15 protein-coding genes and 1 riboswitch are annotated in these 17,959 nt (G+C 39.5%); of the genes, 7 read left to right on the top strand and 8 right to left on the bottom strand.

The features are described from left to right. Window positions 1–129 precede the first annotated feature (129 nt). The 5 genes from DPG01_RS13960 to DPG01_RS13940 all read right to left on the bottom strand — a co-directional run bounded on the left by DPG01_RS13960 (window position 130) and on the right by DPG01_RS13940 (window position 5,600). Entirely contained in the window at window positions 130–690 is a 561-nt protein-coding gene (locus tag DPG01_RS13960; RefSeq protein WP_086209182.1) for a lytic transglycosylase domain-containing protein, read from the bottom strand. Between the two features lie 338 nt (window positions 691–1,028). Beyond that, window positions 1,029–2,228, bottom strand: a complete 1,200-nt coding sequence (locus DPG01_RS13955; RefSeq protein ID WP_110975507.1) for an acyl-CoA dehydrogenase family protein — start codon at window positions 2,226–2,228, stop codon at window positions 1,029–1,031. A gap of 17 nt (window positions 2,229–2,245) precedes the next feature. Continuing rightward, window positions 2,246–3,541: an acyl-CoA dehydrogenase family protein gene (locus tag DPG01_RS13950; RefSeq protein ID WP_110975506.1), complete on the bottom strand. Its 1,296-nt coding sequence runs from the start codon at window positions 3,539–3,541 to the stop codon at window positions 2,246–2,248. A 222-nt stretch (window positions 3,542–3,763) separates the two neighbouring features. Continuing rightward, the gene (locus tag DPG01_RS13945; RefSeq protein WP_110975505.1) at window positions 3,764–5,137 is read right to left on the bottom strand and encodes an ABC1 kinase family protein; all 1,374 of its coding nucleotides are present in this window, start codon (window positions 5,135–5,137) and stop codon (window positions 3,764–3,766) included. A 157-nt stretch (window positions 5,138–5,294) separates the two neighbouring features. Beyond that, window positions 5,295–5,600 carry a hypothetical protein gene (locus tag DPG01_RS13940; RefSeq protein ID WP_086210648.1) on the bottom strand — a complete coding sequence of 102 codons (306 nt, stop codon included), beginning with the start codon at window positions 5,598–5,600 and terminating at the stop codon, window positions 5,295–5,297. Between the two features lie 192 nt (window positions 5,601–5,792). Between DPG01_RS13940 and DPG01_RS13935 the strand changes: the two genes are divergently transcribed. The 3 genes from DPG01_RS13935 to aroC all read left to right on the top strand — a co-directional run bounded on the left by DPG01_RS13935 (window position 5,793) and on the right by aroC (window position 8,438). After that, window positions 5,793–6,215, top strand: coding sequence for a lysozyme inhibitor LprI family protein (locus DPG01_RS13935; protein ID WP_110975504.1), 423 nt, complete (start codon window positions 5,793–5,795; stop codon window positions 6,213–6,215). 105 nt (window positions 6,216–6,320) lie between these two features. After that, window positions 6,321–7,331: a 50S ribosomal protein L3 N(5)-glutamine methyltransferase gene (gene prmB / locus DPG01_RS13930; RefSeq protein ID WP_110975510.1), complete on the top strand. Its 1,011-nt coding sequence runs from the start codon at window positions 6,321–6,323 to the stop codon at window positions 7,329–7,331. A 15-nt stretch (window positions 7,332–7,346) separates the two neighbouring features. Further along, a complete protein-coding gene (gene aroC, locus DPG01_RS13925; RefSeq protein ID WP_110975503.1) occupies window positions 7,347–8,438 on the top strand; it encodes a chorismate synthase in 1,092 nt (363 codons plus the stop codon). Window positions 8,439–8,660: 222 nt separating this feature from the next. Here the strand turns inward: aroC and DPG01_RS18935 are convergent, their stop codons facing one another. Next, window positions 8,661–9,452, bottom strand: coding sequence for a hypothetical protein (locus DPG01_RS18935; protein WP_228157008.1), 792 nt, complete (start codon window positions 9,450–9,452; stop codon window positions 8,661–8,663). Between the two features lie 141 nt (window positions 9,453–9,593). After that, a riboswitch (glycine riboswitch) is annotated at window positions 9,594–9,680 on the top strand. Window positions 9,681–9,813: 133 nt separating this feature from the next. Here DPG01_RS18935 and DPG01_RS13915 point away from each other — a divergent pair. The 4 genes from DPG01_RS13915 to DPG01_RS13900 all read left to right on the top strand — a co-directional run bounded on the left by DPG01_RS13915 (window position 9,814) and on the right by DPG01_RS13900 (window position 14,692). Next, window positions 9,814–11,058: a D-amino acid dehydrogenase gene (locus DPG01_RS13915; protein ID WP_110975502.1), complete on the top strand. Its 1,245-nt coding sequence runs from the start codon at window positions 9,814–9,816 to the stop codon at window positions 11,056–11,058. A 193-nt stretch (window positions 11,059–11,251) separates the two neighbouring features. Further along, window positions 11,252–11,479 carry a hypothetical protein gene (locus DPG01_RS13910; RefSeq protein WP_110975501.1) on the top strand — a complete coding sequence of 76 codons (228 nt, stop codon included), beginning with the start codon at window positions 11,252–11,254 and terminating at the stop codon, window positions 11,477–11,479. A gap of 239 nt (window positions 11,480–11,718) precedes the next feature. Next, on the top strand, window positions 11,719–13,149 hold the full coding sequence (locus DPG01_RS13905) for a GGDEF domain-containing protein (protein WP_110975500.1): 1,431 nt from the start codon (window positions 11,719–11,721) through the stop codon (window positions 13,147–13,149). A gap of 52 nt (window positions 13,150–13,201) precedes the next feature. Beyond that, window positions 13,202–14,692 carry an amidase gene (locus tag DPG01_RS13900; RefSeq protein WP_110975499.1) on the top strand — a complete coding sequence of 497 codons (1,491 nt, stop codon included), beginning with the start codon at window positions 13,202–13,204 and terminating at the stop codon, window positions 14,690–14,692. A 53-nt stretch (window positions 14,693–14,745) separates the two neighbouring features. Here the strand turns inward: DPG01_RS13900 and DPG01_RS13895 are convergent, their stop codons facing one another. Beyond that, the gene (locus tag DPG01_RS13895) at window positions 14,746–15,900 is read right to left on the bottom strand and encodes an MFS transporter (protein WP_110975498.1); all 1,155 of its coding nucleotides are present in this window, start codon (window positions 15,898–15,900) and stop codon (window positions 14,746–14,748) included. Window positions 15,901–16,019: 119 nt separating this feature from the next. Then, window positions 16,020–17,957, bottom strand: a complete 1,938-nt coding sequence (locus DPG01_RS13890) for an esterase/lipase family protein (protein ID WP_110975497.1) — start codon at window positions 17,955–17,957, stop codon at window positions 16,020–16,022. Window positions 17,958–17,959 lie beyond the last annotated feature (2 nt).

Here is a 17,959-nt window from a genome sequence, read left to right as displayed (position 1 = left end):
TAGAGGAAAGAAGAAGAGATCAGAAACCATATAGTATAAAAAATTTATATTCATGCATGATCTAAAAGGATTATTCAAAAGTTAATGAATCTCCATGTGTCTCAATTCAAAGATCAATGTTTGAAAAACTTATAAGGCTCCTTTTAGGCTTTTTTGATGCTCTTTCACTTGTTTAGCATATTTTTTTCCTTGGCGTTTCATCTTCCAGCTTGAATGGTAGCCTGTTGGACCGACATTATAATAAGCCAAAGCTTTGGGCCAACTTTCTGCTTTTTGGTTATAGTTAGAGAGAATGTACGTGCCACAATTAATATTATTAACTTCCTCAAATAAATCGCCAGGGCAAGTTTGTTGCCAATAGCGTGGGATAACTTGTGTTAAGCCAATAGCACCAGCAGGGGAAATAGCATAATTACGGTAACTAGACTCTTGTCTTATAACAGCCGCAATTAACAATGGATCGACATTATAACGATCAGCACTTTGCACAATCATTGGCGCAACACGCTGTGCTGTAGTTGCTTCAACAGCATATGCCTTTTGAATACCATTGGCTAATTTTGCTGAACGCTTTTCAACAGAACCACCACCGAGCGATGAACAGCCTGTAAATATTAAAGCTGTTGTTAAAATTAAAACAGATTTGGTTCTAATTTGAGATGTGGGGAGGGATCTTTGAAAATTCAACAAGCTGCATATCCGTTGGTTTTAGCATTTGAAATGATCATATTCATCAGGTAAAGCACAGTCAACCCAGTGTGAGAGATGCTCTTTTATGGATTTGTTAAATTTGCCTTTTATTTAAGCAATATTTTCGATGTTAGGCAAGCACGCTGATTTCTAATGCTCTTAACATGATTCCATGATATGAAAGATAGATATAAATAGATTGTATCTAAATAGCCTAAGTAATCATAATGTCAGTTCATTTGTGTCTATGGGGGGACAACTTTAGATGAGCTAATATTTTAGCTAAACGCTTTTGGATGAAAGGCGATAGTTTTAGTTATCGCCTTATTAATATTGAATTATTTTAATTCACTGGATGACTTGCCTAGTTCACGGCGCGCGATAATGAGTTGCTGAATTTGCTGAGTTCCTTCAAAAATATCTAGAATTTTAGAATCTCTTGCCCATTTTTCTAAAAGCTCATCTTCGTTATAGCCGACTGTTGCTGCAAGTTCGACGCACTTGAGTGTAATTTCATTACAGATCCGGCCAGCTTTAGCTTTTGAGATAGAGGCTTCTTTTGAGTTAGGTTTTTTGTTATCTGCCATCCATGCGGCTTTTAAGGTCAGTAAGCGTGCCGCTTCCCATTCGGCTTCCATACGATAAATTTGACTCTCAATATGAGTCGTCTGTAAGTATGGCGTTATGTATTGAGGATCAAAATAATCGCTAAAAATCTCTTTAATACGTTCTAGTGAGGCCTTGGCACAGCCTATAGCCATTGCTGCAACGAGTGGACGGGTATTATCAAAAGTTTCCATCACACCAGCAAAGCCTTTAGTTGCATCTATTTCAGCATTGCCAAGTAAATTGCTTGCAGATACACGGCAGTCGATTAAACGAATAACTGCGGTATCAGAGGCTTTAATTCCTAGCTTATGCTCTAAACGTTCTACCGTCATGCCAGCTGTTCCTTTAGGAATCACAAAAGATTTGATCGCTGAACGCCCTAACTTTTTATCCAGTGTTGCCCAAACAACGATAGCATCGGCACGGTCACCAGAAGTCACGAAAATCTTTTCACCATTTAAGATGTAATCATCACCATCTTGTGTTGCAGTGGTGCGAATAGCAGCAGAGTCCGAGCCACAGTTTGGTTCAGTGATTGCCATGGCCGCCCATGTGTTTTTGAAGCGCTCCAACTGCTCTTCATTGGCAACAGCGGCTATTGCTGAATTTCCCAGCCCTTGACGGGGCATTGATAGAAGTAAAGCGGTATCTCCATAGCACATCTCAATTACACTTAAAGCGGTAGAGAGATTCACTCCATTTTTATTGCCTTGTTCATTGGTACCCCGCTTACCAACAGCGGCCCCTGCGTTCATACCTTCACCACCTTCATTCATACCATCGACTAAGGATGCCAACATATCCAGTTCTTTAGGATAGCTATGTTCAGCCTTATCGTATTTTCGGGAGATAGGGCGAAGTACATTGATGGCAACTTGGTGGGCTTGATCAATCAGCAATTTAAATTTTTTAGGGTTTTGTAAATTCATGCCAGTTTTCCTTTTTATTATGCATGTAGACCAGAGTGAACAATTGCTGTTGCACGTAAATCACGATACCAACGTTCGACAGGGTGTTCTTTGGTGAATCCGTGCCCACCTAAAATCTGTACACCATCAGTGCCAATTTTCATGGCTTTTTCGGCGCAAAGTAAACGTGCTAAATAGGCTTCACGGTGAAATGTCTGCCCAGATTCAGCTAGACTTGCTGCATTTAGGATAAGCATACGCATGGCATCAATTTCGATGGCCATATCGGCAATCATAAAAGCAACACTTTGACGGTGAGAAATGGGTTCACCAAAGGCGGTGCGTTCATTGGCATATTCAATACAATATTTTTTGACTGCTTCACAGGTGCCAACCGCCATTGCACACCACATTAAATTGCCGAGGTCTAAAAATGCAGTGTAGTTGAAGTCTTCATCACCTAAGCGTAAAGCAGGGGTTTGATTAAAAATTAAAGTTGCTGTTTCTGTGCCTTTGAGCCCCATAGCGGGAGATTTTTTAAACTGAATACTTTCATCGCGTCTGAGAATAAAAACTTCAGCTTGACCATTAAGTTCGGCACTGACAAGGAAAATATCTGCACTTTCAGCCAATAGCACCAGTGTCTTTTCGCCTTGAATAAGATACTGGCCATCACGTGAAATGGCTTTGGTTTTTAACTGGTAAGGATTAAAAGCAGGCGTAGCTTCTTGAATTGCAAAGCTAGCGCGAATGCTAACGTCTTGCGCAAAACTGTTCAAATATAAAGCTTGTACTTGCTCAGAACCCCATTGTGTAATGGCATTAATCACACTAAAGGTAGAGAGCATACCCGCAGCTAAACTAAAATCACCTTTGGCCAAATGCTCCGCAATAAGTATATTACTCAGAATATTTTTTTCAGATGCAATACCGCCGAGTGCTTCAGGCAAAGCATAAAAGTTTAGACCTAGGTCTTCGATATATTGCCAAAGTTCTGTTGGAAAAGTTTCATTTTGATCGGCACTTGCGGCTAATGGGTAAAGTACATCTGCAGCGAATTGAGACATGGTGTCGATGGTCATTTGCTGATCTTCTGAATAGTTCAGATCAAACAATGATTTTTCTTGATTGTTGAGCCGCTGTTTATGCAGATCTGTATTGGCTTTAAAAGCTTTTTGTGTTTTTGATAGGGTTTTAAAGCTTGCTTTTGAGCCTTGATAAAGTGATTTTTCTACAAACTTTCTAAGTTTTAATTGGTCAAGTACGTCGCTACTTGCCATCTTTATGATCAGTGATAAGCCAAATCCCTGCGCTTTATTTACCATATTTGTCATTATTTTCATCCAGCAGAATTATTCTGTATTTTTATGCTGACATAGCGGAACATGAATGACTATGTCATCGCTGACATGATGTATTGTCAAAGATAAACGGTAGATGGTGTGTTTTAAATTCTTCTAATGATTTGTTTTTAAACTTTTTTATTAAATCGTTGGAAATTAAATTTATTGACTAATTGACCAAAATGACATTGCGTCATTTTGGTCATGCAGCTTTTAGATGAACTTTTCAACCATTGCGCGAACATTGGTTTTCGCTTCAATCACTGTCATAAAGGTATAAGCACCGATGAATTTACGGCTGATAAACATAAATTCTTTGGGTGGAACACTGAAATAGCGAGACGCCATCGACTTAGACGCTTGTTGCATGACACGGCTATGAAGTTGGCTAGCTTTCCAGTCATAAGCAAAGTGTTCATCCATAACACCAGTAGGTAAGTCAGGATTGTTACTAGGACTGCTGAATGCTTCAGTTGCAAGTAAAAAGACTTTAGCCATATCCGGTTTAATGCTTTGAGGGATAGAGTCGAAAAATTCATAGCCTGTCATTGCTTGAACCATTTCTTCACTATTGTGGTTAAATCCAGCATGAATGAGCTTGCGTGCAACACCGAGTAAGTGTTCATCAAACTGTCGAATTGCACCAAAGTCAAGCAGAACGATTTTATCCAAGATGTCATTGCCATTACCTAAGCGAACCAGATAGTTACCAAAGTTCGGATCGGTCTGCATTTCACCCCATTCAAAAATCTCGCGTACCGCAATTTCAAGTGATGCTTCACCAAGTTTGTTGCGACGTTCTTGCGGTAGAGACAGCATGACGGGGCTGTTAATCGGCACACCACGTTCAAAGGTCATGCATAACACTTGGTCTGTGCAATAGTCATCAATAATTTGTGGCACGATGTAGCGTGGGTCTTCTTTTAAGCGAGTAGCAAAGCGGCGTGTAGTTGCAGCCTCAATTTTATAATTCACTTCACGGTGCATCATTTCACGGACTTCGTCGAACCATTGATCGAACTCACGTGTTTGCGGCACCATGCGTGTCAGTTTAAGCATATTTTTGAATAGGCTCATGTCTGAGTCAATGGCTTCAGCAACGCCTGGGTATTGAATTTTTAATACCACCTCTAAACCATCAGACTTACGTGTTGCGCGGTGCACTTGTGCAAGTGATGCAGTGCCTAAAGGTTCGTGGTCGATGGTTAAATCATCCAGTTTAGAACCCAATTGGCTGTGTAATTGCTGTTTAATCGCAGGCCATGCTAAAGCGACTGTTTGATTGTTTAGGGTATTTAACGCTTGTGTGATTTCTTCTGGTAAAAAATGTTCACCATATAGCGCCATCATTTGGCCAATTTTGACGATGGAACCTTTAAGCTTGCCAATTTCAGATACCAAATAATCGGCTTGTTCTTTCATGGCTTTTTTGCGTTTTTTTTCTTTTTCTTCTTCACTAGAAAACATAGACGTTGCGCTAGAAGCTGCCCAACGTGTTCCAGCAAGCAACGAAGCTTTGGCAATCGATAAACGACGATCCATAGAGGAGGTTTTCAGTTGTTTAAGCTTATCGTTGTGATCTGACATAATTCAATAAAATCCTTTCATCAGCAAGGGCAGCACTTAAGATTGTAACGGATAATATCGTGTATTCACGTATTAAAAAAGTTCAACTTGCTGAATAGCGAGTTAAAAAAGCTTATAAGTGTCAGATAAGTACTTAAAAATAGCTCAACCTGAGGTTTTACATGCGAAATTGGATTTTAAGTTTGTTCTTCTGAATCAGTTCATTTTTATGCGTTTGAATGTGTTGTAGAATCATTTCTTGCACAGGTTGGTGCATAAAACCGTGTGCATAACCTTTAACAATAATGATGCTTGGTAGACTAAAAAAGAAATATTTTGCATCTTCAACGGTCGCGCAGTCAAAGATACCTTGTTGTTGTAGTAGGTTTTGAAAAAAAGCTTTTTCAATGTCGACGTGGTTATTTTCAGTGTCATTCCAATAACGCTCACGCATCGCCATTAGATTATTGTGTTTATAACTCATAGATTGGGACGTAATCAGCAAAATAATTCATTTCATAATAAAGCCATTTGATCTGATTTCAATGTAAAGCCTGTGACTTCATGTAAAAGTAAGGATGTGGAAATTTTATAAGTGTTTAGTATGTTCATACAAAATAGGATGTTATATTAAAGCGCTGCAACGCGTAGATGTTGTGAATGATTAGATTAAAAAATGATTAAAGAACATTTGTTTTGGGGAATGGAATTGAAACAGATATTAGGTCTACTCCTTGTAATGGGATTGTGTGGTGGTTCAGCCTTTGCGATGGGTCCAAGTAAAGAATATGAAATATGTATGAAACAAACAGGCAATGTATTGAGTGAGATTGATACATGCATGAGTAAAGAATATAAAGTACAAAAAAAACGCTTAAAAAAAGTGTTCAAAATATATTTAGACAAAACCCCTACTAATGAGCAAGGTTGGGTTAAACAATCTCATCAGCAATGGCTTGAGCAGCGTGATCAAATTTGTAATAACAAACCCATTGTGAAAAATGAAAAGACTGAAGTTCAGCGGATTTCATGTCTGATGCAAATGACACAAACCCGTGCAGATATGTACGAAGCACGTACAGGCAGTATAAGCAAATAAGTGCAAAGCGTATGAAAATGTGTTTGCTGTGCATCAAAACATTATAAATCATAGAAAAACAGGGTATCATAAGGCGTTTTTACAATGACCTTGGAGACGCCTTTAGTGGATCGCCCGACTATTAGCCCTGAACATATACAGGAAGCCGCTGAAAACTTAAGTACAATTCGTGATTTTATCCGTTTTGGAGTGACAGCATTACGTCAATACGATGCACATTTAGGTCAAGGTACAGAAGACTATTTTGCTGAAAGCTCAGCGTTGGTGTTACAGACTTTATCTTTAGATTGGAATGCGGATGCTGAAATCTTAGATTCAAAGTTACTACCAAGTGAAAAAGCAGAAGTTTTAAGTTTACTAGAACGTCGAATTAATGAAAAAGTACCGACTTCGTATTTGCTTAATTTGGCATATTTTGATGGCAAACCATATTATGTCGATGAGCGTGTACTGATTCCGCGTTCACCGATTGCAGAATTGATTCAAAACCGTTTTGCACCTTATTGCTTAGGTGAAAATGGCCAAATGGGTGAGGCAGTCAATAACTTGCCAGAAAATCCAAATCCAAAAACACCACAACGTATTTTAGATATGTGTACGGGTTCAGGTTGTATCGCGATTGCTTTAGCTTATGCCTACCCAGATGCTGAAGTGGATGCAACTGATATTTCTAAAGAAGCTTTAGAAGTGGCTCAAATTAACTCAGAACACCACGACAAGCAATATCAAGTGGCTTTACTTGAGTCTGACTTGTTTGCCAAAATTCCTGCTGAAAATCAATATGATCTCATCGTGTCTAATCCGCCTTATGTGGATGCTGAAGACATGGCAGACTTACCAGAAGAATTTCACCATGAACCAGAATTGGCACTGGCAGCGGGTCAAGATGGCTTGGATTTGGTTCGTAAAATGTTAGCTCAAGCACCAGATTACTTAACTGAAGATGGTCTCATCGTGATTGAAGTGGGTAATTCTGAATGGGCAATGCGCCAAAACTTTAATACCGTTGATTTTTACTGGTTACAGTTCCAAAAAGGCGGTACAGGAATCTTTGCATTGACTGCAGCTCAGTGCCGTCAATTCCGTGATTTATTCATTCAATCTGTTCAAGCATAAAAGGAGTCGTTGGACATGGCAGGTAATAGTATAGGGCAACTCTTCCGTGTAACGACTTGTGGTGAATCTCATGGTGTAGGCTTAATGGCGATTGTGGATGGTGTTCCACCGGGTCTTGAGCTTACAGCAGACGATTTGCAAAAAGATTTAGACCGTCGTAAGCCGGGCACCTCGAAATTTGCCACGCAGCGCAAAGAACCTGATGAAGTTGAAATTATTTCAGGTGTGTTTGAAGGTAAAACAACAGGTACACCAATTGGTTTATTGATCCGTAACACCGATCAAAAATCCAAAGATTACGGTAACATTGCACAAAGCTTCCGTCCGGGACATGCAGACTATACTTATACACAAAAGTACGGTTTCCGTGATTACCGTGGCGGTGGTCGTTCGAGTGCGCGTGAAACGGCTATGCGTGTGGCTGCGGGCGCGATTGCGAAAAAATATTTGGCCGAAAAGTTTGGTGTTTTAATTCGTGGTCATGTGACCCAAATTGGAACTGAAGTTGCTGAAAAATTGGATTGGAATGAAGTACCCAATAATCCTTTTTTCTGCGGTGATGTCGATGCCGTACCGCGTTTTGAAGCACTGGTGACTTCATTGCGTGAACAAGGTACCAGTTGTGGCGCAAAGCTTGAAATTTTGGCTGAAAAAGTACCTGTAGGTTGGGGTGAGCCTGTTTTTGACCGTCTAGATGCTGACATTGCCCATGCCATGATGTCCATTAATGCTGTCAAAGGGGTTGAGATTGGTGATGGTTTTGCCGTTGCTGGTCAGTTCGGACATGAGAGCCGAGATGAGTTAACCACAGATGGCTTCCTCGCGAACCATGCTGGTGGCATTTTGGGTGGTATTTCGAGTGGTCAAACCATTAGTGTTGCAATTGCGCTTAAACCAACAGCATCTATTACTACACCAGGTAAAACGATCAATATTAATCGTGAAGATACTGACGTATTAACCAAAGGTCGTCATGACCCTTGTGTGGGTGTACGTGCGGCTCCGATTGCAGAGGCAATGCTTGCGATTGTTTTAATGGATCACTTTATGCGCCATCGTGCACAAAATGCGGATGTCATTGCACCATTTGCGCCGATTGAATACTAGAGAATTCTCTTCCTATTTAAGGGAATAGACATTAAAGTCAGACTTCGGTCTGACTTTTTTTATTTGCGTATGAAAGCTAATCTTAAATGTAAGAAAAGAGCTGTTGGCATATTAAGCACGTTATGGTTATCACGATACTCAGAAAACGGCATCTTACTTATTAAGTGCCAATGTAGGGCAACCTTTGATTAACCTTCATTTAGTCTTACTGAGTAAGCAAATTTAGAGTTCGAGTCTTTCTAATTTTTCAATTAACTGTTGTTTCGCTTGATCAATTTTCTCAGGATTAGTTTTGTTGGACAGTTGATCCTTGGTTTTTAAGTTTAAAAAGTATTGAATCCTTTCTGCATTTGCGCCAGAAGGATGGGGAAAACCATCTAAAATTTGGTTTTGGCTTAAATAGCCTAAGCTAGATAAATAATGTAAAACTTCAATCACACTTTGGCCCAAAGGGATATACAACGCATCGGGTAGATTTTGAATTTGGGGAATAAAATAGTGCTCTACATGCTGTCTCAAAAAAGCATTTCTAAGCATATTCGGTGATGTTCCTGTGTAATTCTTGCCATTATTCAATATGCACTGCCTGAGTAGAGAGCTGTGTTGTACCAAATGCTGTTGCTGTAAAAAAAGCTCAGCGGTCGTTGCAATGCGAAGTTTTTCATGCAAACCAACATGATCCAAAATTTTAATCAGGTTTTGCCGAAGTGGACCACTAAATGCACCAGTTGCTTTGGCAATACTAAGTGCTTCACTATCAGAATAACCTTGTTGTAGTGCATCCTTACAAGCTGTCACAGCATTTCGCCATTGTAGTTGTCCTGGCGCTATCCCCACGAGCACGATTTTGGCATGAGGATTGATGGTATCAAAAGGTGCATAAAAGCTTTGGAGTGAATCAAATGCAGTTATTCGAAGTAAATTAGAGCTGAATAATTTCTGAAGACTATGCTGTTGAATCACTGTTTTATAGTCTGAAAATTGAGCATTTGGAAGAGTCATATTTTGGAGCATAAAGCAGGAATTTATCCATTATAGTGCAAAGTTCATTATCATATTGGATCAATTTGGATCGTAACAAACGACAATATAATACTTTGAGAGTAGTTTTAAATTTAATGATTACATGGTATATAAATTGCTCATAGAATAATAAGCATTATTGCAGGAGAGAAATGTTCTGCATTCGCCGAAGGAGCAACGACCCCGGAAACTCTCAGGCAAAAGGACTGTAATAATGAAAAAACTCTGGAGAGAAGTGTTCAATCACTCACCGAAGGGGATGGTTTAAAGCTTCATGGGAAGTTTTAGATCGAAGCTCTCAGGTACACATGACAGATGGGGTTTGACATCAAACAATAAAAAGGAGGTGTCTATGTGTCATGTCGTTGTCATTGGTGCTGGAATTACAGGCGTCACAACTGCGTATGAATTAAGTATACTTGGCTATCAAGTGACCGTTGTTGATCGTCATTTATTTCCAGCCATGGAAACTTCTTTTGCAAATGGTGGACAACTGTCTGCATGCAATGCTGAAGTTTGGAACCAAAAATCGACAGTGCTGAAAGGCATGAAATGGATGTCTCAAAAATCTGCGCCGTTGTTGCTGAATCCATCTTTTAGTGTACATAAATATGCATGGTTGATGGAATTTCTAGGCAATATTAAACATTATGAGACCAATACCCACGAAACAGTCCGCTTAGCTCTATTGGCTCGTCAGCGCTTATTTGAAGTTGCTGAAAAAGAGTCGATTGACTTTAACTTAGAGAAGCGTGGAATTTTACATTTTTATCATAATAAACAAGACTATGACGTTGCTATTCGCGTCAATGATATGTTGAATAAAGGTGGGCTTGAACGTTGCGGTGTAAGCAATGAAGAAATTAAGCAAATTGAGCCGACCCTGACTGGTGACTATTATGCAGGATTCTACTGTGAAGGTGATGCCACGGGTGATATTCATAAGTACACCACAGGTTTGGCAGAAGTCACCCAAAGATTAGGTGTAAAATACCGTTTTGGGATGGATGTAACGGATATTCAACATCTATCGACGGGTGTTGAGGTGAAATTACAACCGAGTTCTGAAAATGTAGAATTGGCACCGAATGAGGTTGAGATTTTGGCTGCCGATGCTGTTGTGGTTTGTGCTGGTGTAGGCAGTTACCAACTGGCAGAGTTAGTCCAAGAACGTGTCAATGTCTATCCAGTGAAGGGTTATTCGATTACCGTTATGCTTAATGACGAAGAGAGTCAGCAAAATGCACCATGGGTAAGCTTGCTGGATGAAAGTGCAAAAATCGTCACTTCACGTTTAGGTAAAGACAGATTCCGTGTAGCGGGAACAGCTGAGTTTAATGGCTATAACCGTGATATTCGAGCGGATCGTATTCAGCCTTTGGTGGACTGGACTAATCGTAATTTTAAAGTGTCGACTGAGCATGCGGTTCCTTGGGCGGGCCTTCGTCCGATGATGCCTAATATGATGCCAGTGGTACGCCGTGGAAAATTAGAACGTGTCTTTTTTAATACAGGACATGGGCATTTAGGCTGGACGCTATCTGCAGCGACAGCAGCCATGATTAGCCAAGAGGTTGCCACAGCTTATCCTGTTTAAGCTAAAGGTTGTATTGGGTTATATGAGAAATGATAAAAACAAACTCAAGTCGGGCTTGTTTTTATCATTTTGCTTTAATGATGTTATAATTCTGCCTTAATTTCAAAAGATTGCTCACAAACTAATACTTTAAACTGCATCAAAAATACGTAGTATGGTTTCAGGTAATTGATGACTAATTCGAAGGTGAATAATGATTAACATGAAAATGGCTTTGGTGATTTTGGCTTCTGCAACGATGATTTCACTTGCGGCATGTAGCGATAAAAAACAAGAAGCTGAACAAACAGCAGTGGAAAGTTCAGCAACCGAAACACCAGTAACCAATATTGAGGTGAGCTCTGACATGATTGATGCTGCACCTTTAGAGTCTGAGGAGGCAGGTGCGTCAGTGCCAGTAGCTGCTTCTGAGGCAAAATAAGTTCACTATAGAAAAGCCTCCTGATTTGGAGGCTTTTTTAAATGGGCAACTTTTTTTACAAATGATATAAATTTAGAGCATAAATAAAAAATAATATTGAAACGCCACCTAACAATCTATACAGTTTGTTTAGTAAATATTGTCAATGCAAAATGACTTCTATTCAATGAGTATTTGAAGTCTAAAGGACAATAAAAAAACATGATGTTGCTAAACTCATGTAAACATGAGGGAATATTTTGTACGCAGGAAAGCTAACAGAAGTACCATTTAACTTTAAACAACATGGCCGCGCATGTGCATTGATTGCTTTGGTCATTTTTGTCTGTTGTTTGCTTGGAATACTGACACGACCGATTGCATATTTTGCTTATTTCTGGCCCGCCAATGCTGTACTCATCGGCTTGTTTTTAAGATTTCCTCAGTTAAGAAATCTGGGGGGATGGATAGGCGCTTTTATTGGTTATATGTCTGCGGACTTGGTAACGGGAAACCATTTTGAACTAACTTTAGCATTAACTGTTGCCAATTTTATTACAGTCAGTGTCTCTCTGTTTTTTATTCAATATTTACAAATAGATTATCGTTCTGATAATAAAGGATTAAATTTTCTCTATTTATTTTTAGTCTGTATATTTATTGGCTGTTTCTTTAGTGCGATTTTTGCTGTGACCGTTGTTCCACATATGCCACATACATTTATGACGGCAGATGACTCTTGGTCTGAGTTTTATATTTGGTGGACGGGTGAAGTCTTAAATTGTATCTCTATTTTACCATTGATGCTTACGTTCCCGACTGGGAAAAAGTTCACCAATATTTGGAAAAATCGGAGGCAGTGTGAGACAAAGTTTATAGATTTATTACCACTATTTTCTGTTATTGTTTCTGTGGCTTGTACACATATTTTCTTTGGTCCAGGCGCTTTGCTTTTTCCTTTAGCAGGGTTGATTTGGGCGGCCTTGAGTTATAATTTATTTTACGTCAGTGTAATTAATAGTACGGTCTGCTTGGTACTATATCATAGTTTAACAACCTATTATATTTCACGAACTGCAGATAATTTTTTGGCAACGTCAATGTCCGTAAGAATTGGTCTGTGCATGCTGATGATTGCGCCTTTGCTATTATGTATCGTAAGCCGAAATCGGCATGCTTTATATAAGGAAGTCTTATATCTTGCCAATCATGATCCTTTAACTCATGTGGCTAATCGTCGTTTTTTCTTTACAGAAACTGAGAATCTACTAAAACAAAATCAATTCAAATCGCTTACGATTATTATGCTTGATATTGATCATTTTAAAAAAATGAATGATCAATATGGACATTATATAGGAGATGTTTTGCTACAAAGCTTTGCAGCCACGGTCAAAAGTAATTTGCGTGAACAAGATCTATTTGCACGTATGGGGGGAGAAGAGTTTGTTGTGGTGTTGAAGAATACGAACTTAGTTGAAGCAGAAATGATTGCAGAGCGTATTTGTCGTGCCGTAGCGTTGTCCAAGACTCAAGTGGCGCATGCAGTTTTAAATATGACCGTGAGCTTAGGCGTAGTGCATCAGCTGCTACCAACGCAAAATAGTCTACAGAGTATTTTAAATCAGGCAGATCGGGCGCTTTACCAAGCGAAAACATTAGGGCGGAACCAAGTACGTATTGCCTCTTAATCTAAAAGCAGGTAAAACTAGATAACAATAAGAATTATATATTTGGATCACAATGATTTTTTCTGAATACCTACAATACGATGCTTTAGGATTGGCTGAGTTAGTTGCACAAAAACAAGTCTATCCTGCTGAATTATTACAACTTGCGATTGAGCGCAGTCAGCAAGTTAATCCAGCCTTAAATGCCATTATTATTCCCATGCATGATTATGCTAAAAAGCGCGCGCAGAATGTGTTATCTGGGCCATTTGCTGGTGTGCCATTTTTAGTTAAAGATTTATTTCAGGAATATGCGGGTTATCCCACCTCTTATGGGTGCCAAGCCTTTAAACGAACGGGGCATATTGCACAGCACAATGCAGAAATAGTGAACCGCTGGGAGAAAGCTGGGATCTTGACCTTTGGTCGTACCAATACGCCTGAATTTGGTATTAAAGGTATTACTGAACCTGATGCTTGGGGTAGTTGTTGTAATCCATGGAATTTAAAACATAATAGTGGTGGATCATCTGGTGGTTCTGCTTCGGCCGTTGCAGCAGGGATTGTACCGATTGCTGGTGCTGGTGATGGAGGAGGATCAATTCGGATCCCTGCATCATATTGTGGTTTATTCGGTCTTAAACCAAGTCGTGGACGTACGCCGTGGGGTCCCGATATGAGTGAAGCAATGCATGGTGCAGCCATACAGCATGTATTGGCGAAGACTGTGCGAGATAGTGCTGCAATGCTTGATGCAACGCACGGTGCGGAACATAGCTCATTGTTTAAAATTGAACAGCCCGGCCAAAGCTATTTGGCCTGTCTACAGCAGCCAGTAAGAAAACTTAAAATTGCATTTTGTACGCAGTCTCCTATTGGAACTACAGTATCTAAAGATGCTATTGCTGCTGTACAGCATACGGCACATTTGTTGGAGTCATTAGGGCATACAGTAGTTGAAGCACAACCTGAAATTGATGGTATGGCATTGGCCCGCGACTTTATCACGACATGGTTCAGTCAATTTTCGTATATGTTAGAGCAGATCAAACAACAAGTCCCAACAACAGCAGGCGATTTCGAGTTGGATTCTTTAACTCTGGCTGCCTTTGGTGCGAAAACAACAGCCTTAGAATATATTCATAACCTGAATCATTGGGGAATATATGTGACTCGAATGAACCAATTCTTTGACCATTATGATCTTTATTTAACTCCTGCAACTGCTTCAGTCGCGCCCAAAAATGGACAAGTTTCTACACCTTTATGGCAAAAGCCGATTCTAAAAAGCCTACTTAAAGTCGGTAAGGTGCATTTGCTCGCTCAAGGGAAGTTGGTAGATAAAATTGTAAAAGATAATCTGCTTTGGGTGCCTTTTACACAACTGGCAAATATTACAGGCTTACCCGCAATGTCTGTACCTTTGTATTGGAATGCTGATAACCTACCGCTTGGGTCGCAGTTTATTGCGCCTTTTGCCCGTGAAGACTTGCTACTACAATTGGCCAATCAACTTGAACAAACTCAACCATGGTTCCATAGATATCGAGAGATCCACGTATAGAAAGGCTATGTTAGTCTAACTACCCAAGCTATAAGTGTCGCTCAAAAAGCGGCTTAAGCTTGTACTTCTTTGGGCAGAAAGATTACCAAAGACAGCCCGAATAAGACGGCAATACCAGCCAAAATAAAAATATATTCGCCTGATAGAATGCTCCAATAATGTCCTGCAAGAATACTGCCTGATGCGACACCAAGGCCCCACATGGTGCTATAAAGTGCCTGTCCACGGCCTTGTTGGCCTAAACTAAAATTTTGGAAAATGATGCGCATAGCAATCAAATGGAATAAACCAAAACTAAAGGCATGAATGGTTTGTGCTAAAAATTGAATCGTGAAGATTTGTGGAAAAGAACCTATCAAAAACCAGCGTAGCGCCGTGAGAATGAGGCAAACAGAAACAAGGAGCCGCCATGAAAAACGTTTGAAAAACACCTGAGCAACGGCAAACATAATAATTTCAGCCATGACGCCCACTGACCATAAAAAACCAATTTCAGTGGTTGAATAGCCTGTTTGTTTTAAATAGTTGCTATAGAAACTATAAAATGGGGCATGTGAAAAAAGTAGAATAAATTCAATGCTAAAAAATGCGGCTACGACAGGCTTTTTTAAGATAGGTAAGAGTGGCTCAAGGTGCTTTTGAGAATTGGGAGCTGTGGTTGGCTCACGAATGCTAAACGACCAAAGAAAAGCCAAAAAAGAAATACATAGTAGTAGAATGGGCAGCATAGAAATTGGAATTATTTCTAATAATGCACCAATACCAAACACACCGACTATAAAACCAATAGAACCCCATTTCCGGACTTTTCCATATAATGCACTCCGTTGTTCTCCGAGCCAAAATAGGGTAACACCTTCAAATTGAGCTAAAATTGCATTTTGGAAAAAACTAAAAATCAGCATGAGCAGAGCAACGGTTTGAAAGGAGTTTGGAATGATAAAAATCATGAACCAAATACAAGCTTCCATCCATGTAGCAACTCGGACTAAGAGCATCCGTTTCCCTGATTTATCTGCAATCCAACCCCAAATAAACGGGGCAAAAAAACGGGTAATAATGGCAATGGATGAAAGAATACCGATTTCACTGTAGTTAAAGCCTTGCTCTTCGAGATATAAACTCCAAAACGGCATGAATGTGCCTACAATAGAATAATAAAAAAAGTAAAAACCAGCCAGTCGGTGCTGAATGGGGAATGGAAGCATTGTGCTGTATTCCTTGCTAAAGCGAAAATATTCAAAAAAGTGTTAAAGCATTTACTTATTTAAGCTTAGCTATATTTTCTAAAATAAGATAATTATATCAAAAACTTAGAAGTATTTGATTATCTGTTTGGGTTTTGTTCAAGGTGCAGTCTTAAAATACGACGTAACTCTAATAAGGTCTCTGCTTTTTCATGTACTGAATGCTTCGCTTTAATAATTTTTTCAGATACAGCATGGTCTAAATGTGAACTCGAATAGGGCACAATACCATCACTCATTTCACGTGTATCATTGGTCTGACGGTAGTTACCCATAATCGAATGATAGGGAATGGTGGAAACAGGCATGATGTTATGGGTCAACGTCATAAAACGAGACTTTGGACTTAAGTCATCTGGTCCTGATTGCACCATGCCTTTAGTGCTAGAGCTGCCATTCAACTGCATATCAACTTGGTTAAAAAATGTGATTGGTAGCTTCACCATTTTTTTCACTACCCCCATATACCAGCGATCGGACAGTTCACTGCCACTGTGAGGTGCAGCAATAAATACTGCACGTCCAATAGGTAAGTCTGAGTGGAACTGAAAACGGTCTTTGATAATAGGATACTGTTGCAAGCGAATGTATTGTTCATAGTTTAAAAGTGGAATCACTTGTTCCGAAATATCTTGCTCACTGATCAATAAACGACTAATCACGCCTCCCATACTATGTCCAATCAACACAGCATCACTGGCTGAACGAGAGTTAGGTTTAACTTGTGCAAAGGCTTGTTTGAGTAGGGCGTGAATTTGATAGCGACTTTCAAAAATGGGCATATTGGTCGAATAGAATACCTGCCAAACTTGAAAGTTTTCACGTAAGACTTTGTCACCTAAAATGTTATTGGTCAGGTTGATCCATGTTTCAGGACTGCTGGCTAAGCCATGAATGAGGATAATAATTTTCTTATTTGGTTGATACGGTTCAAGCATATAGACATGCGGCATGCGTAAGCGTTCCGTTCGATCAAGTAAGGTTAAATAACCTGTTGAGCCTAACTTATTTTCAGCTAACCAATAGGCAAAAGGTACGGAATAATTTGCCGTGAGGATGTATTTTTGTTGGTTAATTTCAACGTACTTTTGTGTATATGGATTAAATAACTCAATCTCAAAAGTAGCTGTTCCGTTGAGGATATTTTCAATATCACTTTCTGCATTTTGGGGCTGTGCTGTAGCAGTGACAGACAAATATTGTGCAGAATGTATATTTGGATTGCGCTGATTTTGATAAAACAATATAGGGTCAAGGATAAAATCATTTTTAGCGGGTGGTTCCGACGCTGTAGCGACCACAAACTCTGCACCAAGACCATCTTGACGGTTGACTTGATAGAAGCCTGAGAAATTTAAATTATAACTTGATTGAACTCGTTCAATACCTTTATTTTTGAGTTCGGGATAGTGTTCTAAGCTTATGAGGTATCTGCTTTTTTTTATGTTGAGTTGCGAAGGAACTTGCTGAAAAGGCTGCGTGTGGTACGCCGTAGTAATGAGACGTGATAATGCAACATTATAAAAGCTTCTGATATGCATTTGTCTTTGATCAAAAACGCGGGTACTCGGGCTTTCTTGCATTTTAAATAAGTATACATAGCTATAGCGTAAGCTTTGGTCAAATGCTTCTAGGCTATTCTGCAAGCAAGGATTCTCACCCGAGGTCTCTGATTGGGTACAGTCTCTTTGCTTTGATAGCTGTAATGCTTGGGCTAAATATAGTTCACTTAATGCTGCATAACGTTCATCAACAGCAATGGTATTTTGTTGATTTAAGCGGTTTAAACATATTTCCAATTTAGCAGCGCATTGTTGTGGAGTCAGGCTAAGTAGTTTTAATAAACTTAGGGTTTCGGTACTTAATTGGTCATGCGTTAATATATTTTCCGACTTATTACGAATGGATTGGTGAATGGTTTTTTCTTTAACTTTGACCAACTGGCAGGCAGGGAATAAAGCAATAATTAATCCTAAAATAAAAGACCGTGGTAAAGCATGATGTCTTTGTGAAAGCATAG

The sequence above is a fragment of the Acinetobacter sp. WCHAc060042 genome, from assembly GCF_003231195.1.
Taxonomy (GTDB): domain Bacteria; phylum Pseudomonadota; class Gammaproteobacteria; order Pseudomonadales; family Moraxellaceae; genus Acinetobacter.
Note: the sequence above shows the minus strand (reverse complement) of the source record. Positions and strands in the feature narration are given on the sequence as shown.

Coding starts and splice junctions, on each gene's coding strand:
- aroC (WP_110975503.1), top strand. CDS start 7,347: ATGGCAGGTAATAGTATAGGGCAACTCTTCCGTGTAACGACTTGTGGT.
- DPG01_RS13900 (WP_110975499.1), top strand. CDS start 13,202: ATGATTTTTTCTGAATACCTACAATACGATGCTTTAGGATTGGCTGAG.
- DPG01_RS13945 (WP_110975505.1), bottom strand. CDS start 5,137: ATGTCAGATCACAACGATAAGCTTAAACAACTGAAAACCTCCTCTATG.
- DPG01_RS13890 (WP_110975497.1), bottom strand. CDS start 17,957: ATGCTTTCACAAAGACATCATGCTTTACCACGGTCTTTTATTTTAGGA.
- DPG01_RS13940 (WP_086210648.1), bottom strand. CDS start 5,600: ATGAGTTATAAACACAATAATCTAATGGCGATGCGTGAGCGTTATTGG.
- DPG01_RS13950 (WP_110975506.1), bottom strand. CDS start 3,541: ATGACAAATATGGTAAATAAAGCGCAGGGATTTGGCTTATCACTGATC.
- DPG01_RS13915 (WP_110975502.1), top strand. CDS start 9,814: ATGTGTCATGTCGTTGTCATTGGTGCTGGAATTACAGGCGTCACAACT.
- DPG01_RS13935 (WP_110975504.1), top strand. CDS start 5,793: ATGATTAAAGAACATTTGTTTTGGGGAATGGAATTGAAACAGATATTA.
- DPG01_RS13910 (WP_110975501.1), top strand. CDS start 11,252: ATGATTAACATGAAAATGGCTTTGGTGATTTTGGCTTCTGCAACGATG.
- DPG01_RS18935 (WP_228157008.1), bottom strand. CDS start 9,452: ATGCTCCAAAATATGACTCTTCCAAATGCTCAATTTTCAGACTATAAA.
- DPG01_RS13895 (WP_110975498.1), bottom strand. CDS start 15,900: ATGCTTCCATTCCCCATTCAGCACCGACTGGCTGGTTTTTACTTTTTT.
- DPG01_RS13955 (WP_110975507.1), bottom strand. CDS start 2,228: ATGAATTTACAAAACCCTAAAAAATTTAAATTGCTGATTGATCAAGCC.